This is a genomic window from Bordetella genomosp. 9, assembly GCF_002261425.1.
Lineage (GTDB): Bacteria > Pseudomonadota > Gammaproteobacteria > Burkholderiales > Burkholderiaceae_B > Bordetella_C.
Genome location: NZ_NEVJ01000001.1, coordinates 525,307 through 549,884, shown reverse-complemented (window position 1 = coordinate 549,884; position 24,578 = coordinate 525,307). Strand labels below are relative to the sequence as shown.

General features: G+C 65.9%; 23 protein-coding genes. 14 read left to right on the top strand and 9 right to left on the bottom strand.

Annotated features, from left to right (window positions below; translation table 11 throughout):
- The first annotated feature begins 16 nt into the window (after nucleotides 1-16).
- Nucleotides 17-1,036 carry a histone deacetylase family protein gene (locus CAL26_RS02435; RefSeq protein ID WP_094845324.1) on the top strand — a complete coding sequence of 340 codons (1,020 nt, stop codon included), beginning with the start codon at nucleotides 17-19 and terminating at the stop codon, nucleotides 1,034-1,036.
- Between the two features lie 22 nt (nucleotides 1,037-1,058).
- Here CAL26_RS02435 and CAL26_RS02430 read toward each other — a convergent pair whose 3' ends face one another.
- Both CAL26_RS02430 and CAL26_RS02425 read right to left on the bottom strand, forming a co-directional pair.
- The gene (locus CAL26_RS02430) at nucleotides 1,059-2,006 is read right to left on the bottom strand and encodes a Bug family tripartite tricarboxylate transporter substrate binding protein (protein ID WP_179283219.1); all 948 of its coding nucleotides are present in this window, start codon (nucleotides 2,004-2,006) and stop codon (nucleotides 1,059-1,061) included.
- Between the two features lie 116 nt (nucleotides 2,007-2,122).
- Nucleotides 2,123-2,965, bottom strand: coding sequence for a TauD/TfdA dioxygenase family protein (locus tag CAL26_RS02425; RefSeq protein WP_094845322.1), 843 nt, complete (start codon nucleotides 2,963-2,965; stop codon nucleotides 2,123-2,125).
- 183 nt (nucleotides 2,966-3,148) lie between these two features.
- On the opposite strand from CAL26_RS02425, the gene CAL26_RS02420 reads away from it, so the two are divergent.
- Both CAL26_RS02420 and CAL26_RS02415 read left to right on the top strand, forming a co-directional pair.
- On the top strand, nucleotides 3,149-3,901 hold the full coding sequence (locus tag CAL26_RS02420) for an IclR family transcriptional regulator (RefSeq protein ID WP_094845321.1): 753 nt from the start codon (nucleotides 3,149-3,151) through the stop codon (nucleotides 3,899-3,901).
- A gap of 138 nt (nucleotides 3,902-4,039) precedes the next feature.
- Nucleotides 4,040-4,363 carry a hypothetical protein gene (locus CAL26_RS02415; RefSeq protein ID WP_094845320.1) on the top strand — a complete coding sequence of 108 codons (324 nt, stop codon included), beginning with the start codon at nucleotides 4,040-4,042 and terminating at the stop codon, nucleotides 4,361-4,363.
- A 21-nt stretch (nucleotides 4,364-4,384) separates the two neighbouring features.
- On the opposite strand, the gene CAL26_RS02410 is transcribed toward CAL26_RS02415, so the two are convergent.
- On the bottom strand, nucleotides 4,385-5,455 hold the full coding sequence (locus tag CAL26_RS02410) for a Fic family protein (RefSeq protein ID WP_256987900.1): 1,071 nt from the start codon (nucleotides 5,453-5,455) through the stop codon (nucleotides 4,385-4,387).
- Nucleotides 5,456-5,645: 190 nt separating this feature from the next.
- Between CAL26_RS02410 and groES the strand changes: the two genes are divergently transcribed.
- From groES to CAL26_RS02390, 5 genes are all read left to right on the top strand, one after another.
- On the top strand, nucleotides 5,646-5,933 hold the full coding sequence (gene groES / locus CAL26_RS02405) for a co-chaperone GroES (protein ID WP_086063141.1): 288 nt from the start codon (nucleotides 5,646-5,648) through the stop codon (nucleotides 5,931-5,933).
- Between the two features lie 60 nt (nucleotides 5,934-5,993).
- Entirely contained in the window at nucleotides 5,994-7,637 is a 1,644-nt protein-coding gene (groL, locus tag CAL26_RS02400; RefSeq protein ID WP_094845319.1) for a chaperonin GroEL, read from the top strand.
- A 99-nt stretch (nucleotides 7,638-7,736) separates the two neighbouring features.
- On the top strand, nucleotides 7,737-7,874 hold the full coding sequence (locus CAL26_RS28230; protein ID WP_179283218.1) for a hypothetical protein: 138 nt from the start codon (nucleotides 7,737-7,739) through the stop codon (nucleotides 7,872-7,874).
- Nucleotides 7,875-7,984: 110 nt separating this feature from the next.
- The gene (locus CAL26_RS02395; RefSeq protein ID WP_094845318.1) at nucleotides 7,985-9,130 is read left to right on the top strand and encodes a C45 family autoproteolytic acyltransferase/hydolase; all 1,146 of its coding nucleotides are present in this window, start codon (nucleotides 7,985-7,987) and stop codon (nucleotides 9,128-9,130) included.
- Between the two features lie 16 nt (nucleotides 9,131-9,146).
- Entirely contained in the window at nucleotides 9,147-10,736 is a 1,590-nt protein-coding gene (locus CAL26_RS02390; RefSeq protein WP_256987894.1) for an ABC transporter substrate-binding protein, read from the top strand.
- A gap of 20 nt (nucleotides 10,737-10,756) precedes the next feature.
- Here the strand turns inward: CAL26_RS02390 and CAL26_RS02385 are convergent, their stop codons facing one another.
- Together CAL26_RS02385 and CAL26_RS02380 are read right to left on the bottom strand one after the other, a co-directional pair.
- Nucleotides 10,757-11,908 carry an FUSC family protein gene (locus CAL26_RS02385; protein WP_179283217.1) on the bottom strand — a complete coding sequence of 384 codons (1,152 nt, stop codon included), beginning with the start codon at nucleotides 11,906-11,908 and terminating at the stop codon, nucleotides 10,757-10,759.
- Between the two features lie 113 nt (nucleotides 11,909-12,021).
- Nucleotides 12,022-12,915 carry a YihY/virulence factor BrkB family protein gene (locus CAL26_RS02380; protein WP_094845316.1) on the bottom strand — a complete coding sequence of 298 codons (894 nt, stop codon included), beginning with the start codon at nucleotides 12,913-12,915 and terminating at the stop codon, nucleotides 12,022-12,024.
- Between the two features lie 270 nt (nucleotides 12,916-13,185).
- Here CAL26_RS02380 and CAL26_RS02375 point away from each other — a divergent pair, with 270 nt between their 5' ends.
- The 6 genes from CAL26_RS02375 (at nucleotide 13,186) to CAL26_RS02350 (ending at nucleotide 19,965) form a co-directional block, all read left to right on the top strand.
- Nucleotides 13,186-14,055, top strand: coding sequence for a hydrolase (locus CAL26_RS02375; protein WP_094845315.1), 870 nt, complete (start codon nucleotides 13,186-13,188; stop codon nucleotides 14,053-14,055).
- Nucleotides 14,056-14,079: 24 nt separating this feature from the next.
- The gene (locus CAL26_RS02370) at nucleotides 14,080-15,024 is read left to right on the top strand and encodes an ABC transporter permease (RefSeq protein ID WP_094845314.1); all 945 of its coding nucleotides are present in this window, start codon (nucleotides 14,080-14,082) and stop codon (nucleotides 15,022-15,024) included.
- Nucleotides 15,021-15,842 (top strand): ABC transporter permease, encoded by an 822-nt coding sequence (locus CAL26_RS02365; RefSeq protein ID WP_094845313.1) that lies wholly within the window; start codon nucleotides 15,021-15,023, stop codon nucleotides 15,840-15,842. The genes CAL26_RS02370 and CAL26_RS02365 overlap by 4 nt, the downstream gene beginning before the upstream one ends.
- Nucleotides 15,839-17,530: an ABC transporter ATP-binding protein gene (locus CAL26_RS02360; protein WP_256987893.1), complete on the top strand. Its 1,692-nt coding sequence runs from the start codon at nucleotides 15,839-15,841 to the stop codon at nucleotides 17,528-17,530. The genes CAL26_RS02365 and CAL26_RS02360 overlap by 4 nt, the downstream gene beginning before the upstream one ends.
- A 70-nt stretch (nucleotides 17,531-17,600) precedes the next feature.
- A complete protein-coding gene (locus CAL26_RS02355; RefSeq protein WP_094845312.1) occupies nucleotides 17,601-18,227 on the top strand; it encodes a GntR family transcriptional regulator in 627 nt (208 codons plus the stop codon).
- Nucleotides 18,228-18,414: 187 nt separating this feature from the next.
- Nucleotides 18,415-19,965 (top strand): ABC transporter substrate-binding protein, encoded by a 1,551-nt coding sequence (locus tag CAL26_RS02350; protein WP_094845311.1) that lies wholly within the window; start codon nucleotides 18,415-18,417, stop codon nucleotides 19,963-19,965.
- A 39-nt stretch (nucleotides 19,966-20,004) separates the two neighbouring features.
- Here CAL26_RS02350 and CAL26_RS02345 read toward each other — a convergent pair whose 3' ends face one another.
- The 4 genes from CAL26_RS02345 to CAL26_RS02330 form a co-directional block, all read right to left on the bottom strand.
- The gene (locus CAL26_RS02345; protein WP_094845310.1) at nucleotides 20,005-21,054 is read right to left on the bottom strand and encodes an Ldh family oxidoreductase; all 1,050 of its coding nucleotides are present in this window, start codon (nucleotides 21,052-21,054) and stop codon (nucleotides 20,005-20,007) included.
- A gap of 22 nt (nucleotides 21,055-21,076) precedes the next feature.
- The gene (locus tag CAL26_RS02340) at nucleotides 21,077-22,618 is read right to left on the bottom strand and encodes a UxaA family hydrolase (RefSeq protein WP_094845981.1); all 1,542 of its coding nucleotides are present in this window, start codon (nucleotides 22,616-22,618) and stop codon (nucleotides 21,077-21,079) included.
- Nucleotides 22,619-22,724: 106 nt separating this feature from the next.
- Nucleotides 22,725-23,588: a fumarylacetoacetate hydrolase family protein gene (locus tag CAL26_RS02335; RefSeq protein ID WP_086063130.1), complete on the bottom strand. Its 864-nt coding sequence runs from the start codon at nucleotides 23,586-23,588 to the stop codon at nucleotides 22,725-22,727.
- Nucleotides 23,589-23,817: 229 nt separating this feature from the next.
- Nucleotides 23,818-24,573: an SDR family oxidoreductase gene (locus CAL26_RS02330; protein WP_094845309.1), complete on the bottom strand. Its 756-nt coding sequence runs from the start codon at nucleotides 24,571-24,573 to the stop codon at nucleotides 23,818-23,820.
- Between the last annotated feature and the right edge of the window lie 5 nt (nucleotides 24,574-24,578).

Here is a 24,578-nt window from a genome sequence, read left to right as displayed (position 1 = left end):
ATAAGGACACGCGAACATGAAAGCCTATTTCCACGAAGACCAGAAACTGCATCATCCCCGCACCTACTTTTCGCGGGGGAAGATGCGTGATCCTCAGGAAGTTCCATCCCGCCTGGACGGCCTGGTCGGCGCCTCGCGCAAGCTGGGCTTCGATGTCCAGGCGCCCGCCGATCACGGCGCGGGGGCCATCTCCGCGGTCCACTCGCTGGAATACCTGCGTTTCCTGCAATCCGTGCACCAGCAATGGAAGCAGATGCCGGAAGACTGGGGCGATGAAGTCATGTCCACCATCTTCGTGCGCGAGCGCAATCCGCTGCGCGGCGTGCTGGCGCAGGCCGGCCGATATCTGGCCGATGGCAGCTGCCCGGTGGGCGAGCACACGTGGCATTCCGCTTATTGGTCCGCGCAATGCGCCATCGCCGGCGCGCAGACGCTGATGGCGGGGGAACGCCAGGCCTACGCCATCTGCCGTCCGCCCGGGCACCATGCCCGGCGGGAGGCCGCGGGCGGCTTCTGCTACCTGAACAATGCCGCCATCGCCGCGCAATGCCTGACGGCGAAGTATCCCAAGGTGGCGATCCTGGATACCGACATGCATCACGGCCAGGGCATCCAGGAAATCTTCTATACCCGCAGCGACGTGCTCTACGTGTCCATCCACGGCGATCCATGCAACTTCTATCCCGCCGTCGCCGGCTTCGAGGACGAACGCGGCGACGGCGAGGGCTACGGCTACAACATCAACCTCCCCATGCCGCATGGGTCGCCCGAGTCGGTGTTCTTCGAACGCCTGGCCGAGGCCCGGCGCGCGATCGACCTTTTCCAACCCGACGCGCTGGTGCTGTCGCTGGGCTTCGATATTTTCGAGAAGGACCCGCAGGCCAAGGTGGCGGTCACCGAGAACGGCTTCGAACGCCTGGGTCGCGAGGTGAGCGCGCTGAAGCTGCCGACCCTGGTGGTGCAGGAAGGCGGTTATTACATCGAGGGACTGGAGTCGAACGCGATGCGTTTCTTCGGCGGGCTGCAGGGCGGTTGAAGACCAGGCGCATTGGACAAGCCTATTCGGCGGCTATCCCCGCATCCTTGGCCACCGCCGCCCACTTGGCGATCTCCTTCACGATAAAGGCGTCGCACTGCGCGGGCGTGGTGCCGGCGGGTTCGAAGCCATGGTTTTCCATGGTCTTCGCGAAGGCGGGATCCTTGACCGTTTTCACCAGCACGTCGTTGAGACGATTGATCACCGGCGCCGGCGTCCCGTTGGGAACGAACATGCCGGACCACAGATTGGCCTGGAACCCCGGCACGCCCGCCTCAGCGACGGTGGGGAGATCGGGCAGCGAAGGAGAACGGTGGTCGTCGCCTATGGCCAGCGCCCGCAGATGCCCGGACTTGATATAGGGGATGGCCGAAGCGGCAGCAATGAAGCCCATCTGTACCCGCCCCGCGATCATGTCGGTCAGCGCCGGCCCCGACCCTTTGTAGGGTACGGCCGTCAGCTTCAGGCCCGTCATCCTGGCGAACAGCTCCATCGGCAGTTGCGACGCCTTGGACGATGTGCCGAAGTAGAGCGCGTTGGGATGGCTCTTCCCGTAGTCGATCAACTCCTTGACGCTGCGCACCGGCAGGGACGGCGTGACCACCAGCACGATCTGCTGCACGGCGGTCTGCGTGACGCAGCGCAGATCCTTTACGGTATCGAAGCTGATGTTCTTGTACAGGGTGGGATTGACCGCGTGGCCGCTCGACACGAAGGCCACCGTGTAGCCGTTGGGCTTGGCCTGTGCCACGTAGGCCGTGCCTATCATGCCGTCGGCACCGGGGCGGTTCTCCACGATGACGGACTGGCCGACCGCGGCGGACAGTTTCTGGGCCAGCAACCGGCCCAGCTCATCCGTACCGCCGGCGGGGGCATAAGGAACGACCATGCGTATGGGCTCGTCGGGATAGTCACCAGCCACAACGTCGGTACCGGCCGCCAGCGTCGCCAGCCCCAGCAGTGTCGCCATACAGGAAGCCCGGCGTGACGCCGGAAGCAAATTCAGTCTCTTCATTTGTTCCTCCGTGGTTCTCGTTTTTCTGGCCGCGTCGATGCGCGGCCCCCTGCCTGTGCCGGCAGTCGTGCTCAGACGGGACGCGTGCCGCGGATCTGGACACGGTGCATCAGCCGGCGTTGGCCGGGATAGTCGTCCAGTGCCAGATGCTGACAGCAGCGGTTATCCCAGAAGGCGATCGAGCCCGGCTCCCAGCGGAAGCGGCAGGTGAACTCGGGCCGCGTGCTGTGCTCGTACAGGTAATTCAGCAAAGGCTGGCTCTCGGCGATGGTCATGCCTTCGAACCGTTCGGTATGCATCTTGTTGACGAAGAGCGCCTTGCGGCCGGTGTCGGGATGGGTACGGACCACGGGATGCACGGCCGACATGGTGCCGTCCTTGTTCCCCAGGCCCTGGCCCGGCGCGAGGACATCGTCCACTTCCAGCGAGGCCAGGATGCGGCTGTTGGAATGAACCGCTTTTATGCCGTCCAGCATCGCCTTCATGGCGTCGGACAAGGTGTCATAGGCCATGTACTGGTTGGCGAACATGGTGTCGCCACCCACCGGCGGCAGTTGCCGCGCAGCCAGCACCGATCCCAGCGGGGGAACTTCCAGGTGCGTGGTATCGGAGTGCCATTCCCAACCAAAAACCAGGCCCGTGTCGGGCTTCTTGTCGATAACCAGCAGCTCGGGGAACTGGCCGGGGTGCTGGCGATGAGGAGGCAGCACGGCCAGATCGCCGAAGTGACGGGCAAAGCGGGCCAGATCGTGATCCGACGCTTCCTGGTCCCGGAAGAAGATGACCAGATACTGGTTGAACGCGCGCTTGATCTCGGCAATCGTGGCCTCGGGCATTTCGCCGGACAGTTGCGCGCCGAAAACCTCGGCGCCCAGGGCGCCCGAAAGCGGTCGAACTTGAATGTGGGAATACATGGGACCTCGTCTCATCGGTGGTTGGATAGGGAGCGCACAACGGTTTCGGGCGAACCGTTTGGCGTCGTTGCTGAACTCAAACGTTCATATATATGAACGGTCATTTTTATACGTGAACGTATGATACCCATCAAGGTGGCGGTCCGCAATGTGCTTTAGAATCCCGCGACTTCAGGGAGCGTCATGAAAAACCCCTCCGAGACCGACGTGAAAAGCGCACGCCGGGTCGTGCAGATCTTCCAGTTGTTCGCGGAATTGCGGCAGCCGGTGCCGCTTGCCCTGATCAGCAAGCGGCTTGAGCTTCCCAAGTCCAGTTGCCTGGCCTTGCTGAAGACGTTGGAGAGCAACGGGTACCTGTATCGCCTGAATGACGGCAAGGATTACTACCCGACGCGGCGCATCTTCAATGAGGCGCGCATCATCACGGAGAACGATCCCTTGCTGTCCAGCATGGGTTCCCTGCTGCACGGCCTGCGGGAAGCCACCGGCGAGACGGTCTACCTGGCGAAACGCGAAGGCCATCTGTCGCACTACGTCGAAGTGGTCGAGTCAGACCAACCCTTGCGTTACGCGGCCTCCGTCGGGGAAAAGCGCCAGTTGCACATCGGCGCGGCGGGTCAATGCCTGCTCGCGGCCATGCCAGATGACGAACGGGATGCGTTGATCGACGAACTCGATCTGACCAAGTACTCCGCCAACACCATCACCAGCGCGGCAAAGCTGAAAAAGGCGCTGGCCGAGGGCAAGGCGCGCGGGTGGTACCTGTCGGTTGGCGGCTACCAGTCTGGGGTTGCCTCCATCGGCGGCCATGTGTGGATCAACGGCGAGCCCTACGCCATCGTCGTGGCGGGCCCCACGCAACGCATCATCGACAACGAACAGGCCATCGGCCGCGCCGTCGCGGCGCTCTGCAAGAGGGTGACGCAGCAGCGCTGAAAGGGCACGCATCGACCGGCGGAGAGCCGGTAGCTGACGGGTAATGCACATACCAGCATATTCATTGAGCTGTTTGTGCCGTCGCGCCGTCGGTAGGATGAGCGGGGTCAAAACCGACTATCCCATCCCGAGCCCCTCATGAAACGCTTCCACATCGCACTGGCGGTTGCGAACCTCGATGCATCGATCGCGGACTACAGCCGCCGCCTGGGACAACCACCGTCCGCCGTCGTACCAGGCCAGTACGCGATGTGGCGCACCGATATCCTCAACTTCTCGATCAACGAGAAACCCGGGCAGGCGGGACAGTTACGCCATGTCGGGTTCGAAGACGATACCGCAGAGGGTTATTCGAGCAGCACCGACGTGAACGGTCTCGAATGGGAACAGTTTTCAGCCGCCGAACAGGACGCGCGTATTGTGGGTGCCTATGGCATTCCCGTGCGCGACCGACGGGGATAGGTAGCCCCAGGCTTCGAGTCGCTATGCGGCATCGAAAGCGAGATCCGTGCCTTCATCGAGGATTTCCAGAAAAGCACTGTAAGCGTAGACGCGGCCACGCCGCTTGCCGGTCAACTCTTGGATGACGCCTTCGCGCTCGAGTATTTCCAGGCTGCTGTTGACAGTCGGCATACTCAGTCCGGTTTGCTTCGCTGCCTGGGTGGCGGTGACGAATGGCCGCGCCTGCAGGAAATCGTGAAGCCGCAGCACCGAGCTAGTTCTATCGCCAAGCTTTGCAATACGGTCCCGGTCAGTCTTGAAAAGAGTGACGATCCGGAGCGCACTATCGTGAGCATTGTTGGCGGTCTGGGCAACGCCATCCAGGAAGAACTCCAGCCAGGTTTCCCACGTTCCGCGCTCCCTGACTTCCTGCAGCAGCCGATAGTATTCGGAGCGATGCGTTTTCAAATACAAGCTGAGATAAAGCAGTGGCTCGCGGAGTACTTTCCTGTCCACGAGATAAAGCGCCACCAACAGGCGCCCCAACCGGCCGTTGCCATCAAGGAATGGGTGAATACTCTCGAACTGCACGTGCAGCAACCCTGCCTTGATGAGTGGGGGTATCGACGTCGTCTCGTCCTGCAAGAACGTCTCGAAATTGCTCAGGCAGTCCGTCATCGCATCGACCGGTGGAGGCACATACACGGCATGCCCCGGCCGAGCGCCACCGAGCCAGTTCTGCGATCGGCGAAATTCTCCTGGTTCCTTGGCCTGACCGCGTCCATTGCGCAGCAAACGGGCATGCATTTCCCGGATGAGGCGCAGACAGAGCGGCAGACCTCGCGGCGAGGCGTCGCGCATTCGCTCCAAGCCGTACAACATTGCATCGACATAGCTGGACACTTCGCCGACATCGTCGATGGGTTTGCCGGCGGTCGCGGCGCTTTCGAACCGCAGCAGGTCGTCCAAGGTAGACTGGGTACCCTCGATCTGCGACGACAGCACGGCCTCTTTCCGCACATACATGTACAGGAAGAGCGCCTTGTCCGGCAGCATCAAAGTAACGCCATCCAAGCGGCCGATCGCGCGGTCCGCTTCGCTCAGTCGATGCAACTCAGGGACTTATAGTCCTGCGTCGGGTTCAACCCTTCGCCAAATCGGCGAGTTGTAACAACGACGGCCCACCCCCTTGAACGCCAAAGAACCGCCCCTATAATTAGCACTCGCCGCCAATGAGTGCTAACACAGCCTCTGGCCGGTCCCTAGAGACAACCCCACATCGTACTGAATACAGGAGTTCTTCATGGCCCTGCGTCCTTTGAATGATCGCGTGATCGTCAAACGCCTGGACAACGAGCGCAAAACCGCCTCGGGCATCGTCATCCCCGACAGCGCGGCCGAAAAACCTGACCAAGGCGAAGTCGTCGCCGTCGGTCCCGGCAAGCGCACGGAAGACGGCAAGGTCCTGCCGGTTGACCTGAAGGCCGGTGACAAGGTGCTCTTCGGCAAGTATTCCGGCCAGACCGTCAAGGTCGATGGCGAAGAGCTGCTCGTCATCCGCGAGGAAGAAATCCTCGCCGTGATCCAGTAATTCCCCCGTCCGAATACCGAATTCGACAGAATTCCCACAGAATTCCAGTAAGGAACCACTATGGCTGCCAAGCAAGTCCTGTTTGCCGATGACGCCCGCGTGCGCATCGTCCGTGGCGTGAATGTCCTCGCCAACGCTGTCAAAACCACCCTGGGCCCCAAGGGCCGCAACGTCGTGCTGGAGCGCTCCTTCGGCGCCCCGACCGTGACCAAGGACGGCGTGTCCGTCGCCAAGGAAATCGAACTGAAGGACAAGTTCGAGAACATCGGCGCGCAACTGGTCAAGGACGTTGCCTCCAAGACCTCCGACAACGCCGGTGACGGCACCACGACCGCCACCGTGCTGGCCCAGGCCATCGTCCAGGAAGGCCTGAAGTACGTGGCCGCCGGCTTCAACCCCATCGACCTGAAGCGCGGCATCGACAAGGCCGTCGCCGCCGCCGTCGAAGAGCTGAAGAAGCTGAGCAAGCCCGTCACGACCAGCAAGGAAATCGCCCAGGTCGGCTCGATCTCCGCCAATAGCGATTCGTCGATCGGCCAGATCATCGCCGACGCGATGGACAAGGTCGGCAAGGAAGGCGTCATCACCGTCGAAGACGGCAAGTCGCTGGAAAACGAGCTGGACGTGGTCGAAGGCATGCAATTCGATCGCGGCTACCTGTCGCCCTACTTCATCAACAACCCCGACAAGCAAGTCGCCGCGCTGGACGATCCCTTCGTCCTGATCTTCGACAAGAAGATCAGCAACATCCGCGACCTGCTGCCCGTGCTGGAACAAGTCGCCAAGTCGAGCCGTCCGCTGCTGATCATCGCTGAAGACGTCGAAGGCGAAGCGCTGGCCACCCTGGTTGTGAACAACATCCGTGGCATCCTGAAGACCACCGCCGTCAAGGCGCCTGGCTTCGGCGACCGCCGCAAGGCCATGCTGGAAGACATCGCCATCCTGACGGGCGGCGTGGTCATCTCCGAAGAAACCGGCATGTCGCTGGAAAAGGCCTCCCTGCAAGACCTGGGCCAGGCCAAGCGCATCGAAGTGGGCAAGGAAAACACCACCATCATCGACGGCGCTGGCGACAGCAAGTCGATCGAAGCCCGCGTCAAGCAGATCCGCGTCCAGATCGAAGAAGCGACGTCCGACTACGACCGTGAAAAGCTGCAAGAGCGCGTGGCCAAGCTGGCCGGCGGTGTTGCCGTGATCCGCGTCGGTGCCGCGACCGAAGTCGAAATGAAGGAAAAGAAGGCCCGCGTCGAAGACGCCCTGCACGCCACACGTGCCGCGGTGGAAGAAGGCGTGGTGGCGGGTGGCGGCGTGGCCCTGCTGCGCGCCAAGCAAGCCATTGCCCAGCTGAAGGGCGATACGCCCGACCAGAACGCCGGCATCAAGCTGATCCTGCGCGCCGTCGAAGAGCCGCTGCGCACGATCGTCGCCAACGCCGGTGAAGAATCCAGCGTCGTCGTCAACGCCGTGCTGGCTGGCAAGGGCAACTACGGCTACAACGCCGCGACCGGCGAGTACGCCGACCTGGTCGAGCAAGGCGTGCTGGATCCGACCAAGGTCACCCGCACCGCCCTGCAAAACGCCGCGTCCGTCGCCAGCCTGCTGCTGACGGCCGAGGCCGCCGTGGTCGAGCTGGTCGAAGACAAGCCCGCCGCGCCGGCTGGCATGCCTGGCGGCATGGGCGGCATGGGCGGCATGGACTTCTAAGCAAGTCCTGCTCGCAGGCCCGGCCCGGATCATCGGGACGGGCCGGCCGCAAGCCAACGCAAGTGAAAAAGGCCAGGTCTTCGGACCTGGCCTTTTTTTATGCCGCGCGCGCACGGAGCGGATCGCGCGGCGCGGAACCCGGACCGTGCCACCGTCGCCGCCGCGCCGGCAGGCAGCTACCTGGGCGGCACCGTGGGCGGCACCGGATCGCCGGGCACGGGCTGGGACAATCCCTGATATTTTTGGCGCCAATTTAGGATAAACTTTTCCGCTCCCCCTGCCCGCAGCGCATGCGCCAGTCCGGCGCCGGCTCCTGCCGGACACTCCCTGCCCACGCCAGGTACGCCATGCCCACCACTCCGCAGCAGTTCCCTTTCATCTCGGTCGCCGGGAAGCCCTATGAACGAGGCGTGCAGTACGGGCGCGCGGCGGTGGACCGGGTGCGCAAGAGCGCGGCCATGTACGGCCAGACCCTCGTGACCCTGGGCTACGACGGTCCGGCGCGCACGCAGCTGATCGAGTCCTTCGCCAAGGAAATCGAGGCCTACGGCCCGCACTACATCGAAGAGATGCGCGGCATCGCGGACGGCGCCGGCGTGCCGCTGGAAGACATCGTCATGATCAACGCGCGCACCGAGGTCGTCGCCAAGGCGCGCGCGGAAAAGAAGAAAGCCGCCGAACTCGAACCCGGCGACGGCTGCACCGGCGCGCTGGTGCTGCCGGAGCGCTCGGCCACCGGCAACCTGCTGCATGGCCAGAACTGGGACTGGCGCGCCGAATGCGCCGAGACGTCCATCGTGCTGCGCATCCGGCAGGAGGACGGCCCCGACATGCTGACCTTCGTCGAAGCCGGCGGCCTGGCGCGCAGCGGACTGAACAGCACAGGGATCTCGATCACCGCCAACTACCTGGAATCGGATCGCGACTTCAAGCAGCTGGGCGTGCCGCTGTCGCTCATCCGCCGCAAGGTGCTGGAACAGCAGCATTTCGCGCTGGCGGTGAAAGCGGTGGCGACCACGCCCAAGTCCTGTTCCAACAACATCATGCTGGGCATGGCGGAAGGCTTCGGCATCGATTTCGAATGCACGACGGACGAAGCCTTCCCCATCTACCCCGGCACCGACGACCTGATCGTGCATGCCAATCACTGGGTCAGCGAAGTCGCGCTGTGCAAGCTGCGCGATACCGGCCGCGCCAGCACCCCGGAAAGCCAGTACCGCGATTGGCGCGTGCGGCGGCTGCTGAACAGGCGCGACGCGCTGACGCGCGACGACCTGCGCGCCGCCTTCTTCGACAACTTCGGCGCGCCCTACTCGGTGTGCCGCCCGCCGCGTCCGGGCAGCCACGACAATCTTTCGGCATCGGTCGCGATGGTGGTGATGGAACCGGCCGTCGGCGAAATGGACGTCGTGCCGCTGCCCGCGCTGAACCAGGTCTACACGCGCTACAGCCTGATCGCGGAACCCGAAGTCATCACCTACACCCCCCGTTGACGGCAAGGAGCGCGGCATGAAGACAACGCACACATTCCGCCGTCCCGCCGCCGCGATGCTGGCAGCGACGGCACTGGCCATCGCCGCCACGGCCGGCCTCGCGACACCCGCCCATGCGGCCGACGGCACGCCCTTGCGCGTCGCCATGACGGCGGACATCCGCTCCACGGAACCCGGCGTGAACCGTGACGCCAACAGCGACATGGTGGTGATGCATATCGTCGAAGGCCTGGTCGCCTTCGGCGAACATGCGGAGATCAAACCCCTGCTGGCCAAGTCGTATGCCATCAGCGACGACGGCAAGACCTACACCTTCACGCTGCGCGACGGCGTCACCTTCCAGAACGGCGCGCCGCTGGCCGCGCAGGACGTGGTGTGGAGCTGGAATTACTTCATGAATCCCAAGACGGCATGGCGCTGCCATGGCGATTTCGACGGCAGCGGCGGCGCCAAGGTGACCTCGGTCGACGCCCCCGATCCGCATACCGTGGTGTATCACCTGGAAAAGCCCTACGGCCTGTTCCTGGGTTCGCTGGCGCGCCCCGATTGCGCGGGCAGCGGCGTGGTGCATCGCGATTCCGTGAATCCGGACGGCACATGGAACAAGCCCATAGGCACCGGCCCGTTCATGCTGAACGAATGGAAGCGCGGGCAATACATCAGCCTGGTCAAGAATCCCCACTACGCCAACCAGGGCGGCAAGCTGGACGGCTTTACCGGTTCGAAGCGGCCCCTGGTGGATGAAGTCCGCTTCATGATCGTGCCGGACGACGCGACGGCCAAGGCTGGCCTGCAGCGCGGCGACGTCGACATCATCCAGGACCTGTCGTATTCGGACGTGAAGACCATGCAGGCCGTCAAGGGCGTGAAGGTGGCGACCTCGCCGGTGATGAGCCTGACGGCGCTGCTGATGCAGACGCGCGACCCCCTGCTGTCGAACGTCAAGCTGCGGCAGGCAATCGTGCACGCGATCGATGCCGGGCAGTTGGTCGCCGCGGTGGGCGATGGCTTGATGCAGCCCAGTACGTCCATGGTGCCGCTAATCTCTTCCTACTACGACAAGACCCAGCAGGAGGCCTGGAAATATGACCCCGCGCTGGCGCAGAAGCTGGTGCGGGAATCAGGCTACAAGGGGCAGGAGCTGGTCATGATGGCGACCAAGCGCTATCCCGAGACCTACTCGTCCGGCGTGATCATCCAGGCGATGCTGCAGGCCGTCGGCATCAACGCAAGGCTGGAAGTGCAGGAATGGGCGTCGCAGCTGGACCGCTACAACAGCGGTAAATACCAGATGATGGTGTTCCCGTATTCCGCGCGCCTGGATCCCAGCCTGAATTATGAAATGATGGCGGGCAACAAGGACAAGCAGCCGCGCAAGGTGTGGGACGATCCCAAGGCGCTGGCCTTGATCGATTCGTCATCCCAGATCACCGATACCGCCCAGCGCCAGGCGCAGTTCGACGAGCTGCACAAGCTGTTCCTGGCGGATGCGCCGATGATGCCTCTGTTCAACGGCCTGGACGTCGGCGCGTTCCGCGACACCGTGCAGGGCTATACGCCCTGGGCGCTGAAGCGGGCGCGGGTATGGGAGGTTTCCAGGAACTAGCGCGTCGGGTTACAGGGGCGTCAGTTGCGCTGCCGGGGCAGGACCACGACGGCCTTGCGCAGCTGCTCGATCTGCGCCGCCATTTCGCGCATCACCCAGTCGGGCCCCTGCAGCGTCGCCACCCAGCCGGCGGCCGGATCGGTGGCAGAAGGGGTGGCAGAAGGGGTGGCCCCATCTTCGCCCGCGGCGCCGGCAGCCGTACCCAGCACCGACGTGTCACCCTTGCGCAGCGCCCGGGCGATCATCAGCAGGCCGCGCCGCAGCGACTGCCCCTGGCTGCCGCGAAACGCCCGCGACAGGTTCAGTTGATCCTGCGCGGACGCATGCAGGCGGGCGTTGGATATCATCTCCAACGCCGCCACGATCGCGCGCTGGTGCTGCTGGATGCGTTCGATCTGCGAGCCGCTCAGCTTCATCTCCTTCGCGGCCGAGGGCATCAGTCCCCGCAAGGCGATGGACCGTTTGCTCAGTTCGGAGAACATCGCGCTGCGCGCTTCGGGCGTGAAGGGCTGGTCCGTCTGCAGGCGCCGGATCTGCTGTTGCGCGCGCCGCAGGTTCAGCGCCAGGCTGTAGCGCCAGGAATAGCTGGCGTTCAGGGGCAAGGCGAACGAAAAGGCGAGCGCCACGGCGATGCCGATACATACCTGCAGCGTGCGCCACAGGCCGGTCGCCATGGGATCGCCGCCCTGCCCGCCCACGATGACCATCGTGATTGCGGTCAGCAAGGCGATATAGCCGCCGCGCCCGATCGCGTAGTAGGCGCACAGTCCGCCGATGGCGCACATGGCGATTATCGTCACGACGGGCGGCGCGCCGAACTCCTCCGCGAAGATGAGCAGCAATCCCGCCAGCGCGCCCAGCATGGTGCCCAGGCCGCGCTCCATGGCTTTCTTGCGGATGTTGCCGTGATGCTGGATGCCGCCGATGACCGCCAGCAGCGACACGCTGGCCCACACGCCGTGCGGCAGGTCCAGCAGGCGCGACAGCAGCACCGTCGTCAGCATCGCCAGCGCGACCCGTATGCCGTGCAGCGCGCGGGCATGGCGGTAACGCTGATACGGCGAACCCAGGTTGCGCAGGGCGAACACCATGCGGCGCAAGGGGTCCTGCACATGGAACAGGACGTGGGAGAATGGCGAACGGCGGGGCCCGGCAGGCGATTCCGTATCCATCGATCGATGGCTCCAGCGAAGACGGATGGACAGATTAGCCCGGAAACCGCCGCGCGTGCCGGATGCCGCTTTTGCGAAACGGCCGGCCATTCAACCATGGCCGGCGCGGAAGCTCAGGCCGCGGGCGCCAGTTCGTCGGGACGGCTCATATACAGGGCGTACTGCCGCGTGAAGATCGCGCCGAAAAAGAAAATCTGCGCGGAATAATAGATCCACAGCAGCAGGGCCACGACCGAGCCGGCCGCTCCGTAGGCCGACGCCACCGCGCCCCGCCCCAGATACAGGCCGATGCCCCATTTCCCCAGCAGGAACAGCGCCGCCGTCACCACCGCCCCCGGCAGCACGTGCCCCCAGGGAATCACGGCGTTGGGCAGCAGCTTGTAGATCACGGCGAACAGCGCCGCCACCACCGCGAACGAGAAAACGCCGGACAGCACCTCGGCCACCATCGCGAAGGCCGAATTGGTCCAGAGGGCGCCGTAGTAACTGTGCGCCGCGCTCAGGCCCGCGTTCACGGTCAGCGAAATCAGCAGGAACAACGCCAGCACCAGCACCAGGCCGAAGGACAGCAAACGGCTGCGCACCATGCCGTGCACGCCGCTGCGGCGCTTGCCGCGCACGTCCCACAGCTCGTCCAGGCTTTCCTTGAGTTCGGCAAAGGCGGTCGTCGCGCTGAATATCAGCACCGCGATGGACATGACAGTCGCGACCAGGCCACTGCCGGATTCATGCGCGCTGGCCAGGACGATCTGGATGACTTCCGCGCCGCGATCGCCCATCAGGTCGCGCAACTGCCCGACCAGCTCGGACCGCACCGCCTGTTCGCCGAAGAACGCGCCGGCCACGGCAATCACCAGGATCAGCATGGGCGCCAGCGAAAAAATCGTGTACAGCGCCAGCGCCGCGCCCTTGCTGGACGCGCGGTGCTCGGACCATTGCTTGCCCGACGCGATCAGCAGCCGCAGCAGGACGGATGGCGTGGCTCGGACTCGGGACAAGTAGGACATGTGCGAACTCGGCGTATTCAACGTGGAAGGACTGGATTCAAACCCGCGATGCCTGCGCGGGACGATGCCCAGCAATCGATGTTCCCGCCGCGCATCACCGCCGATGATACGGCCCGCCACCCACCGCGTCCTGCGCGCCGGTACGGGATTACCCGCCTTGCGGCCCCTTACGGCGGTGAATAATATTGGCGCCAATTTAGTTGCACACTGTCGCCGCGAGATCGGTCGACTGGCCGCACGCCAGCCCACGCATTTCTTCCAGAGCACCCCATGCCCCAAGATTCCTCGCCTTCCGACAGCGCCAGCCTGGCGCGCGCCCTCTACGACCTGGGCCCCGGCATCATCTACGCGTCGCGCGGCGACGCAAGGTTTTCCTATTGCACCTACGTGCCGCCGCACCTGGCGCAGGCCACCCGGCCCATGCAACTGGTCGTGATCGTGCACGGCACGGGCCGCGCCTTCGTGGAATACCGCGATTCCTTCGCCGAGTTCGCGCGCTGGAACGACTGCATCGTGCTGTGCCCCCTGTTCCCGGCGGGCGTGCTGGGCGACGGCAATCGCGACGGCTTCAAGCATCTGCGCGAAGGCGACATCCGCTACGACGACGTGCTGCTGGACATGGTGGACGAAGTCGCGGAAAAGTACGGCTGCGATTTCAGCCGCTTCATGCTGTTCGGCTATTCCGGCGGCGGCCAGTTCGTCAACCGCTTCGCCGTGCTGCATCCGGAACGGCTGCGCGCGGTGTCCATCGGCGCGCCCGGGTCGGTCACGCTGCTGGATGCCGACAAGGACTGGTGGGTGGGCACGCGCGACATGGCGGCCCGCTTCGGCAAGAGCCTGGACCTGGACGCCCTGCGGCGCGTGGCGGTGCATATGGTGGTGGGCAAGGCAGACATGGAAACCTGGGAGATCACCCACCAGCCCGGCGGCAAGTACTACATGCCCGGCTGCAACGACGCCGGCCGCACGCGTCCCGAAAGGCTGGCCACGTTGCGGCGCTCCTTCGAGGCGGCCGGGGTGACGGTGGACATGGACGTGGTCGACAACGTGCCGCATGACGGCCTGAAGGTGGTGGGCATCGTGCAGGACTTCTTCGCCAAGGTGCTGCGGCAGGACCGCGGCCAGGACCGTAGCGCATAGGCCCGGCGGCCAAGGACGGTAGCCATGCTGCGTTTCGCGCTGACCCGTATCCTGATGACCCTGCCCACGCTGCTGATCGTGGCGGTGGCGGTGTTCGTGATGATCCGGCTGATCCCCGGCGATCCGGCGCAGCTGATGCTGGGCGACCTGGCCGATCCCGCCAGCCTGGCCGACCTGCGCGCGCGGCTGGGGCTGGACCAGACCTGGCCGGTCCAGTTCGGCATCTGGTTCCGCAACATGCTGCATGGCGACCTGGGCGTATCCATCACGACCGGCCAGCATGTGCTGGGACTGGTCTGGGACCGCTTCGTGGTCAGCGCGCAGGTCGTACTGGCGGCGGTGCTGTTCGCCACCGCGGTCGCGGTGCCGGCCGGCATGATCGCGGCATGGAAGCAGAATGCGCTGCCCGACGTCATGCTGGTGGGCGGCGCGACCCTGCTGGTGTCGATCCCCACCTTCTGGGGCGGCCTGCTGTTGCTGCTGCTGTTCGGCGTCAAGCTGCAGTGGCTGCCGGTGGTGGGCTATGTGTCGGTGTCCAGCGACTGGAAAGCGGGATTGCTGTACCTGATCCTGCCGGTGCTGACGCTCTTCCTGCATGAGATAGGCGTCATCATGCGCATGGCGCGCGCCAGCACGCTGGAAGTGCTGCGCCTGGACTACATCACCCATGCGCGCGCCAAGGGCCTGTCCGAGCGCACGGTATTGATGCGGCATGCCTTCAAGAACGCCTTCGGCCCGACGTGGACGCTGATCGGGCTGGTGCTGGGCAACCTGCTGGGCGGCATTGCGGTGGTGGAAACCGTGTTCACCATACCGGGGCTCGGCCGGCTGCTGGTCGATTCCATCTTCGGCCGCGACTACCCGGTGATCCAGGGCTGCCTGCTCTTCGTGGCGGTGATCTACGTGGTCGTCAACCTGGTCGTCGACCTGTGCTATCCCTTCTTCGATCCCAGGGTGACCGTCGAATGAGAAAACGCGTGGCAGCCAATGCGCTGGTGGGCGGTGTCCTGGTGGGCATCGTCGTCGCCGCCGCCATCGCGGGCGTGGCGTGGACGCCCTACGATCCGCTCAAGATCAACTTCGTCGCGCGCCTGCATGCGCCGGGCGGCGCCTACCTGCTCGGCACGGACGAGTTCGGCCGCGACGAGCTGTCGCGGCTGATGGCCGGGGCCGCCGCCAGCGTGTGGATCAGCCTGCTGACGGTGGCCTTCGCGCTCGTCGCCGGCACCTGCGTGGGGCTGCTGACCGGCTTCGTGCGCGGCTGGACCGACCGCATCGTCATGGCCTTCAACAACGCGCTGCTGGCCTTTCCCGGCCTGCTGCTCGCGCTGGGCCTGCTGGCCGTGGTGGGCGCCAACAAATACGGCATCATCCTGGCGCTGGGGCTGGCCTACACGCCGTCGGTCACGCGCATCGTGCGCGGCACGGTGCTGTCGCTGCGCGAACGGGAATTCATCGAAGCCTCGCGCGTGCTGGGCAATTCCGAGCTCTACACCATGGCGCGCCACGTGCTGCCTAATTGCCTGGCGCCGCTGACCGTGCTGGCGACGTCGATGTTCGGCTGGGTCGTGCTGGCCGAAAGCGCCCTGTCCTTCCTGGGCCTGGGCGTGCCGCCGCCCGCCCCCACCTGGGGCAACATGCTGTCCGCGGCCCGGCCCTTCCTGTCGCAGGCGCCGTATCTGTCCATCCTGCCCGGCCTGTGCATCGCCATCACGCTGCTGGGCATCAACCTGCTGGGCGACGCCGTGCGCGACCGCCTGGATCCGCGCATGCGGGGAATGCAATGAACCCGCGCGGCGCAACGGACATGGGAGGCGCGGGGCAGGCGCTGGTCAGCGTACAGGGCTTGACCCTGGCGGTGGGACATGGCGGCCGCGAGATCGTGCGCAACGTGTCCTTCGACATCGCGCCCGGCGAAATGGTCGGCATCGTCGGCGAATCCGGCAGCGGCAAGACGCAGGCCGCACGCGCCATCCTGGGCCTGACGCCGCCGCCGCTGGTGCGCGTGGGCGGGCGCATCCTGGTCGAAGGCACCGACATCACGCAGGCAGCGCCGTCGGTGCTGCGCCGCCTGCGCGGCGCGCGGATAGGCATGGTGTTCCAGGAGCCCATGACGTCCCTGAATCCGTCGATGACGATAGGCCGGCAGCTGGAAGAAGGCCTGGCCCTGCATCGTCGCGACCTGGGCACGGCCGCGCGCCGCAAGCGCATCCTGGACATGCTGGCCCGGGTCGGCCTGCGCGATCCCGAAGGCGCCCTGAAGGCCTGGCCGCACGAGTTTTCCGGCGGCATGCGCCAGCGCATGATGCTGGCGTCGGTGATGCTGCTGGCGCCGGCGCTGCTGGTGGCCGACGAACCCACCACCGCGCTGGACGCGGTCGTGCAGCGCGACGTGCTCGAACTGATGGTGGGCCTGACGCGCGAACACGGCACCGCCGTGCTGATGATCAGCCACGACCTGCCCATGGTCGCGCGCTACACGGAACGCGTGGTCGTCATGTCGCAAGGGGAAGTCGTGGAAAGCGGCCGCACCGCGGACCTGCTCGCGCAGCCGCAGCACCCGTATACCCGCAAGCTGCTGCAGGCCATGCCGCGCCGCATGCCGGCGCGACTGCCGTCGCGCGAAGCGCCGGTGGTGGAAGTCCGGCAGCTCGTCGTCGACTACGCCGGCCGCCAGCGCATGCTGTCGCGCACCGCCGCCAAGCGGGCCCTGGACGGCGTGTCGCTGGCCGTGCACCCGCGCGAGGTCGTGGCCGTGGTGGGCGGTTCGGGATCGGGCAAGACCACCCTGGGCCGCGCCATCGCCGGCCTGGTCGCGCCGACGGAAGGCCAGATCCTGTTCCGGGGCCGGCCGGTCAAGCGCGGCGACGCCGCCTGGAACGATTACCGCCTGAACTGCCAGATGGTGTTCCAGGACCCCTACTCGTCGCTGGATCCGCGCATGACGATCGCCCAGCTGGTGGGCGAAGCCCTGCGCCTGGCGCCGGGCCTGGGCGCCGCCGACAAGACCCGTCGCGTCGGCGAGGCGCTGGACGAAGTCGGCCTGTCCGCCGAACACGGCGCCCGTTATCCGCACGAGCTGTCCGGCGGCCAGCGCCAACGCGTCGCCATCGCGCGCGCCGTGGTGCGGCGTCCGTCCTTCGTCATCGCCGACGAGCCGGTCTCGGCGCTGGACGTGACCGTGCGCGCGCAGATCCTCGACCTGTTCGCCGACCTGCAGCGCAGGCATGGCTTCAGCTGCCTGTTCATCAGCCACGACCTGGGCGTGGTGGAACAGGTCGCCGACCGCGTCATCGTGATGCAGGACGGCGCCATCGTCGAACAGGGCACGCGCGACCAGATTTTCGATGCGCCGCAGCAGGACTACACGCGGCGGCTGCTCGCCGCCATCCCCGTGCTGGTGTCCACGGAGGCCGGCGGCGTGCGGCTCAAATGGCGCTTCGCCGAACCGGCGGCGGCGACCGCCGCCGCCTGATCGTGCCGGCCGCTGCAAAGGTCGAGGCAAATTTCATAAAATCCGCGTGAACCCATAACGGAATGAAATCATGCCGAAGACGGCGGCCTCTACCGCACCGGCTACGCTGGCCGATCAACTTGCCCGTGATATCCAGTCCGGCGTGTTCGGAACCGGCGCCTGGCTCAAGCAGATCGACCTGCAAGAGCGCTATGGCGCCAAGCGGCTGGACGTCCGGCGCGCGCTGGACCACCTGACCCAGAAGCGTGTCATCGAACACGTTCCCAACCGGGGCTATCACGTCCACGCGATCGACGAGCGGCGGCAGAACCACATCCGCGATATCCGCGCCATGCTGGAAGCCGGCGCCGCCGCCGACCTGATGCCCCAAGTCACCGACGCCAAGGTCGCGCAGCTGCGCGACCTGGCGGAACGTTTCGAACAGCTGGTCCTGACGGGCACGCTGCTGCAGCAGTACGAAGTGAACCTGCAGTTCCACGAGATGCTCTACGACCTGTGCGCCAATCGCGAACTGGTGTCGCTGATCCACGACATGCGCAGCCGCGCCGTCGCCGCGCCGGCCACGCAATGGATGACACGCGCCCGTATCGAAAAATCGGTGCGCGAACACTTCGATATCGTCGCCGCGCTGCAAGCCCGCGACGTCAAGCGCCTGCAGAAAATCATCCGCGAACACGTCATGCAGACCATGCCCTGACCCCAGCGTTCGTCCCGGGTGGAACCCCGGGAGGAGCCCCGGGGGGAGCCCTGGGGAAAGCCCTGGGTTACGGATCGCCGGCCGCGTCTCCATAATGCCCAAATTTGGCGCCAATATTGTCATTTCTGTGCGCCCCGGGCTTCGTCGGGAAAGCGTAGCCCCGTGACCGGCCTGAGGAGAAGCGCTCGTGAAGTCCGTCCCAACATTCCGCGCCACCGTCGCCCTGGCGCTGCTCGCCGCCGCGGCATCCGCGCAGGCATCCTCCTATGTGATTTCCGAGCCGGCCGACATCCGGTCGAGCAATCCCGGCGTGAATCGTGACGACACCACCGACGGCGTCGTGCTGAACATGGTGGAGGGCCTCGCGGGCTATCGGGCCAACGGCACCGTGGGACCGCTGCTGGCCAAATCCATCGATGTGTCCGCCGATGGCCTGACGTACACGTTCACGCTGCGTGACGGCGTCAAGTTCCACAATGGCGAACCCATGACGTCCGCCGACGTCATGTGGAGCTGGAAGCGCTACATGGACCCCGCCACCGACTGGCGCTGCCGCACGGAGTTCGACGGCCGCAACGGGCTCAAGGTGGAAGAGGTCTCCGCGCCCGACGCCAGGACCTTCGTGATGAAGCTCAACCACAAGTCCGCGGTGTTCCTGGACACGCTGGCGCGCACGGATTGCGGCATGACGGCGATCCTGAACAAGGCCTCCGTCAAGGCAAACGGCAGCTGGGACAAGCCCGTCGGCACCGGGCCCTTCATGTTCGGCGAGTGGAAGCGCGGCGAATACATCGTGCTCAAGGCCTTCAAGGACTACGTGTCGCCCCCGGGCGATAAGGGCGACGGCTATCTCGGCAACAAGAAGCCGCTGGTGGACGAAGTGAAGTTCCTGGTCGTGCCCGATGCGTCCACCGTCAAGGCGGGGTTGATGTCCGGGGCGATCGATGCCGGGCAGATCCCCTACACCGACGTGCCCGAACTGAAATCGCAGAAGGCGGTCCGCATCCTGGTCGCGTCCGATTCGGCCAAGCACACGATGCTGTTCCAGACGCGCGATCCGGTGTTGAAGAACCCCAAGCTGCGCCTGGCCATCGCCGCTTCGCTGGACATCCCGCAGATCGTCCAGGCCGCGACGGAAGGCCTGGGCACGCCCAACGCATCCGCGGTGGCGCGCGATTCCGCCTTCTACGACAAGGCGCAGGAGCAAAGCTATCACTACGATCCCGCGCTGGCGCAGAAGCTGTTGAAGGAAGCCGGGTACAAGGGCGAGAAGATCGTCATCTACGCCAACAAGCGGGCGCATGTTCCCAGCTATCAGGTGGCCGTGATGGCGCAGGCCATGATGCAGGCCGTGGGCATCAATGCGCAGATCGAAGTGCTGGAATGGGCGACGCAGCTGGACCGGTACAACAAGGGCAACTACCAGATCAGTTCGTTCAGCTACTCGTCGCGGCTGGATCCGGCGCTGAGCTATGAACAGTTCTCGGGCGACAAGGATAAGCAGCCGCGCAAGGTCTGGGACGATCCGCAGGCCCTGGCCCTGATCGACGAAAGCTTCTCGGAACTGGATACCGCGAAGCGTCAGGCGATCTTCGACAAGCTCCATGCCATGATGATGGCGCAGGCGCCGCTGATCCTGCTGTCGAACGGCAACCAGCCCTGGGGCGTCGGCAAGCGGCTGAACGGCTTCACGGTGTGGGAAGGCAAGCCTTTCGCGTGGGGCGCTTCGGTGCAGTAAGCGCGCGGCGACGGGCGGCGGCGCTGCGCCAGCGCCGACTCAGCGCCCGTCGCGCACCACCGGCAGGGCGACCCGCAGCCGTTCGCCCCAAGCGCTGATTTCACTCCATAGGCCGGGTTCGATAGGAATCCCTCCGGCCCCGCGGCGCGCCGCCGCGTCGAGCTCCGGATCGCCCGGCATGCGCGGCGATCCGGGCTGTCGCGCCAGTTCACGCGCCATCTGCTCGACCGTCGCGGCCAGCGCCGGGCCGCCGGGAAACCGCGCCGGATCGACGACGATGAAGAAAGCCCCCAGGCGCCGCGGCATGTCCAGCTTGTCGTACATCGGCGAAATATGCGGCCCGAACGGATTCCCGTTCAAAGGCCCGCACAGCAGGTCGATCATCAACGCCAGCGCATACCCCTTGTGTCCATAGGATGGCCCGCCCAGCGGCCGCAGCGCGTTCGCGGACGCGGCATCCTGCGCGTCGGCGCCGTGCGCATCCACCGCCACGCCCGGCGGCAGCTCGGCGCCTTCACGCCGCGCGTTCATCACCCGATTCCACGGGATGGACGTGGTCGCCATATCCAGGCAGACCGGCTCGCCGCCCGCGCGCGGGAAAGCGATCGAGATCGGGTTCGTGCCGAGAAACGGCACATGCCCGCCGAAGGGCGCGGCGATGGCGTCCGAATGGGTGAAGCCGATGCCCACCATCCCCGCGCGCGCCGCCACGCGCGTGTACAGCCCGATCGCGCCGCAGTGCGACGAATCGGAAATCCCGACCGCGCCGACGCCGCTTTCCGCCGCGATTTCCATCGCGGCCTCGTTGGCACGATGGGACACCACGATGCCCAGGCCCTGGCCGCCGTCCACGTGCGCGGTGGCCGGCCCGGTGCGCCGTACCGCGATCGCCGGCCGCGCCAGGATGGACCCGTGCGCGAGCCGGTTCAGGTAATGCGGCAGCCGCGCGATGCCGTGCGAATCGATCCCCCACAAGCTGGTCTGCACCAGGCTGCGCGTGACCAGCAGCGCGTCTTCCGGCGGTACGTCGTGCGCGCGCAGGCAGGCCGCGCCCCATTCGATCAGCGCATCGGCATCGCAATAACGCATGGTGTCTCCACGTCCATCATGTTCACATAACCGCGCCCAGCTGCCAGGGCACGAACTCGTTCTGCCCGTAACCGTGCGCCTCGCTCTTGGTCACGCGGCCCGATGCCGTATCCAGCATCAGGCGGAAAATGCGTTCGCCCATCTCCTGCACCGTGGCCCGGCCTTCGACGATGGCGCCGCAATCGATGTCGATGTCGTCCTCCTGCCGCTCCCACAGCGCGGTATTGGTGGACAGCTTCAGGGATGGCGCGGGGGCGCAGCCATAGGCGGAGCCCCGCCCGGTGGTGAAGCAGATCAGGTTCGCGCCGCCGGCGACCTGGCCGGTGGCGGACACCGGGTCGTAGCCGGGGGTATCCATGAAGACCAGGCCGCGCGCGGTGACGGCTTGCGCGTACTCGTACACGTCGACCAGGTTGGTCGTGCCGCTCTTGGCGATCGCGCCCAGCGACTTTTCCAGTATGGTCGTCAAGCCGCCGGCCTTGTTGCCCGCCGACGGGTTGTTGTCCATCTCGGCGTCGTTGCGCCGGCAATAGTCTTCCCACCACCGCAGCCTGGCGACGAGCTTTTCCGCCACGGCGGGCGACACGGCACGGCGCGTCAACAGGTGCTCGCCCCCATAGATTTCCGGGGTTTCCGACAGGATGGCGGTGCCGCCGTGCCGCACCAGCACATCCACCGCGGCCCCCAGCGCCGGGTTGGCGCTGATGCCGGAATAACCGTCCGAGCCGCCGCATTGCAGCCCCACCGTGATGTGGCTGGCGGACACCGGCGTGCGCTGGACGCGGTTGGCGTCTTCCAGCATCCATTCCACCAGCTCGATGCCGCGCGCCACGGTCTTGCGCGTGCCGCCGGTGTCCTGGATGTTGAAGGTCTGCAACTGCCGGCCGGGCTGCAGGCCCTCCTGCTCCATCAGGCCGCCGATCTGGTTGGTTTCGCAGCCCAGGCCGACCAGCATCAGCCCGGCGAAATTGGGATGGCGCGCATAGCCGCCCAGCGTGCGGCGCAGGACCTTGAGCGGTTCGCCTTCGCTGCTGGTGGCGCAGCCCGCGCCGTGCGTCAGCGCCACGACGCCATCCACGTTGGGGTAATCGGCCAGCGCGCCTGGATTGATGTCGCGGCGGAAGTGGTCGGCGATGGCCCGCGCGACGGTGGCGGAACAGTTCACCGACGTCAGTACGCCGATGTAATTGCGGGTGGCCACGCGGCCGTCCGCGCGCACGATGCCATCGAAAGTCGCGGGCGCTTCGACGTAGGCGGTGGGATGGGCGTCGCGGCCGGCGGCGTAGTCGCGCTGGAAATCGCTGAATTCCAGATTGTGCGTGTGCACGTGCTGGCCGGCCGCGATGTCCTGGCGCGCGACGCCGATGATCTGGTTATAGCGCCGCACGGGCGCGCCGGCGGGAATGGCCCGCACGGCGATCTTGTGCCCCGGCGGGATCAGGCCGACGACGGTCACGTCCTCCATGGGCAGGCGCGTGCCGCCCAGGAGCTGCCGCCGCGCGATGACGACGTTGTCGGCCGCATGGATGCGGATGACAGGATTTTCGCTTGCATTCATGTTCATGCTCTCCCCGCCACGCAACTTTCCGCCTGCGGCGCGCGTCGGACCCGCGCCCCGCAGCGCGTCCGCCGTATCGATGTGCGCCGCGTGACGTCGCGGCGCAGGCATATCAGCCGTCGATAAGCTCCGGATTCCAGGCATGCACGGGCTGCTGCTGCTCGCCCAATCCGTCGATGCCCAGGCGCATCCTGTCGCCGGCCTTCAGGTACACCGGCGGCTTCATGCCCAGGCCCACGCCCGGCGGCGTGCCGGTGCTGATCAGGTCGCCGGGATACAGCGTCATGAAGCGGCTGACATAGCTGACCACCTGTGCCACGTTGAAGATCATGGTGCGCGTGCTGCCGGTCTGCATGCGCTTGCCGTTCACGTCCAGCCACATCGCCAGGTTCTGCGGATCGCCGATTTCGTCGGGCGTGACCAGCCAGGGACCGACCGGTCCGAAGGTATCGCAGCCCTTGCCCTTGTCCCAGGTGCCGCCGCGCTCGATCTGGTATTCGCGTTCGGACACGTCGTTGACGATGCAATAGCCGGCCACGTGCTTCAACGCATCGGCTTCCGACACATAGCGCGCCCGTGCGCCGATGACCACGCCCAGCTCCACTTCCCAGTCGCCCTTGACCGAATCCTGCGGCAACACCACCGGATCGTTGGGTCCAATGACGCAACTGGTCGGCTTCATGAACACCACCGGCTCGGCCGGGATCGGCAAGCCCGACTCGGCCGCATGGTCCGCATAGTTCAGCCCGATGCACACGAACTTGCCCATGCCACGCCACGGCGGCGCAATCCGCCCCGGCTCGGCCACCAGCGGCAGGCTGGCCGGATCCACCTTGGCCAGCGGCGCCAGGCCCTGCGGCGTCAGCAGATCCGCGGTGATGTCCGGCACCACGCCGGACAGGTCCCGCACCTTCCCATCGCGGTCCAGCATGGCCGGCTTTTCAGCGCCCTTGGCGCCATAACGAAGCAACTTCATTGCATTCCCTCTCGTATGAATTCAGTGACAGCCAAGGCCAAGGCAACGGCCAGACCCAGGCCAACCCCCAATCGTCGCACGAAACGATACCCCCCACCCCACACCGCGCCCCCGCCGCCGCTAAAGAAGCACACCGCCAGCCGCAATCGAAGACGCCGCGGATCCGGGTCCCCCGGTCCGCCAGCGTCGCCCCCCTGGGGGGGAAGCGCGCAGCGCTTCGGGGGGGACCTCAATTACTCCACCCCCCGTCGATAATCTGCGTCGTGCCGGTCGTGAAGGCGGACTCGTCGCTGGCCAGGTAGACGGCGAGCGCGGCGATTTCCTCGGCGCGGCCCAGGCGGCCCATCGGCTGGCGCGCCACGAAGGCGGCTTCGACTTCCTGCGGCGACTGCCCGTTCTGGCGGGCCTGCGCGTCGATCCGGTCGCGCAGGGACGGCGACTCCACCGTGCCCGGGCAGATCGCGTTGCAGCGCACGCCCTTGCCGACGAAGTCCAGGGCGACGGACTTGGTCAGTCCCACCACGGCGGCCTTGGTGGTGCTGTAGACGAAGCGATTGGGCACGGCCTTCACGCTGCCGGCCACCGACGCCATGTTGATGATGGAACCCGACCCTTTGGCGACCATGCCCGGCAGGAATCCCCGGATCAGGCGCATCATCGCCCGCACGTTCAGCTCGAAGGCGAAGCTCAGGTCTTCGTCCTTCGCGTCGAGGATGCCGCCGGCGTGGACATAGCCCGCGCCATTGAACAGGACGTCCACGTGGCCGGCGTCGGCCACCGCGCGCTCGACCGCCCGCGCATCGGTGACGTCCAGCTCCAGCACGGTGCAATTGGGCAGTTCCGCCAGCGCGCTCAATCCCGTCGGATTGATATCGGCGGCAATCACGCGCGCGCCCTCGCGCAGGAAGGCTTCCGCCGTTGCCCTGCCTATGCCCTGCCCCGCCGCCGTCACGAACGCCGACTTACCCGCCAATCGCTGACCCATGATGT

Coding starts and splice junctions, on each gene's coding strand:
- CAL26_RS02435 (WP_094845324.1), top strand. CDS start 17: ATGAAAGCCTATTTCCACGAAGACCAGAAACTGCATCATCCCCGCACC.
- CAL26_RS02430 (WP_179283219.1), bottom strand. CDS start 2,006: ATGGCGACACTGCTGGGGCTGGCGACGCTGGCGGCCGGTACCGACGTT.
- CAL26_RS02425 (WP_094845322.1), bottom strand. CDS start 2,965: ATGTATTCCCACATTCAAGTTCGACCGCTTTCGGGCGCCCTGGGCGCC.
- CAL26_RS02420 (WP_094845321.1), top strand. CDS start 3,149: ATGAAAAACCCCTCCGAGACCGACGTGAAAAGCGCACGCCGGGTCGTG.
- CAL26_RS02415 (WP_094845320.1), top strand. CDS start 4,040: ATGAAACGCTTCCACATCGCACTGGCGGTTGCGAACCTCGATGCATCG.
- groES (WP_086063141.1), top strand. CDS start 5,646: ATGGCCCTGCGTCCTTTGAATGATCGCGTGATCGTCAAACGCCTGGAC.
- groL (WP_094845319.1), top strand. CDS start 5,994: ATGGCTGCCAAGCAAGTCCTGTTTGCCGATGACGCCCGCGTGCGCATC.
- CAL26_RS28230 (WP_179283218.1), top strand. CDS start 7,737: ATGCCGCGCGCGCACGGAGCGGATCGCGCGGCGCGGAACCCGGACCGT.
- CAL26_RS02395 (WP_094845318.1), top strand. CDS start 7,985: ATGCCCACCACTCCGCAGCAGTTCCCTTTCATCTCGGTCGCCGGGAAG.
- CAL26_RS02390 (WP_256987894.1), top strand. CDS start 9,147: ATGAAGACAACGCACACATTCCGCCGTCCCGCCGCCGCGATGCTGGCA.
- CAL26_RS02385 (WP_179283217.1), bottom strand. CDS start 11,908: ATGGATACGGAATCGCCTGCCGGGCCCCGCCGTTCGCCATTCTCCCAC.
- CAL26_RS02380 (WP_094845316.1), bottom strand. CDS start 12,915: ATGTCCTACTTGTCCCGAGTCCGAGCCACGCCATCCGTCCTGCTGCGG.
- CAL26_RS02375 (WP_094845315.1), top strand. CDS start 13,186: ATGCCCCAAGATTCCTCGCCTTCCGACAGCGCCAGCCTGGCGCGCGCC.
- CAL26_RS02370 (WP_094845314.1), top strand. CDS start 14,080: ATGCTGCGTTTCGCGCTGACCCGTATCCTGATGACCCTGCCCACGCTG.
- CAL26_RS02365 (WP_094845313.1), top strand. CDS start 15,021: ATGAGAAAACGCGTGGCAGCCAATGCGCTGGTGGGCGGTGTCCTGGTG.
- CAL26_RS02360 (WP_256987893.1), top strand. CDS start 15,839: ATGAACCCGCGCGGCGCAACGGACATGGGAGGCGCGGGGCAGGCGCTG.
- CAL26_RS02355 (WP_094845312.1), top strand. CDS start 17,601: ATGCCGAAGACGGCGGCCTCTACCGCACCGGCTACGCTGGCCGATCAA.
- CAL26_RS02345 (WP_094845310.1), bottom strand. CDS start 21,054: ATGCGTTATTGCGATGCCGATGCGCTGATCGAATGGGGCGCGGCCTGC.
- CAL26_RS02340 (WP_094845981.1), bottom strand. CDS start 22,618: ATGAACATGAATGCAAGCGAAAATCCTGTCATCCGCATCCATGCGGCC.
- CAL26_RS02335 (WP_086063130.1), bottom strand. CDS start 23,588: ATGAAGTTGCTTCGTTATGGCGCCAAGGGCGCTGAAAAGCCGGCCATG.
- CAL26_RS02330 (WP_094845309.1), bottom strand. CDS start 24,573: ATGGGTCAGCGATTGGCGGGTAAGTCGGCGTTCGTGACGGCGGCGGGG.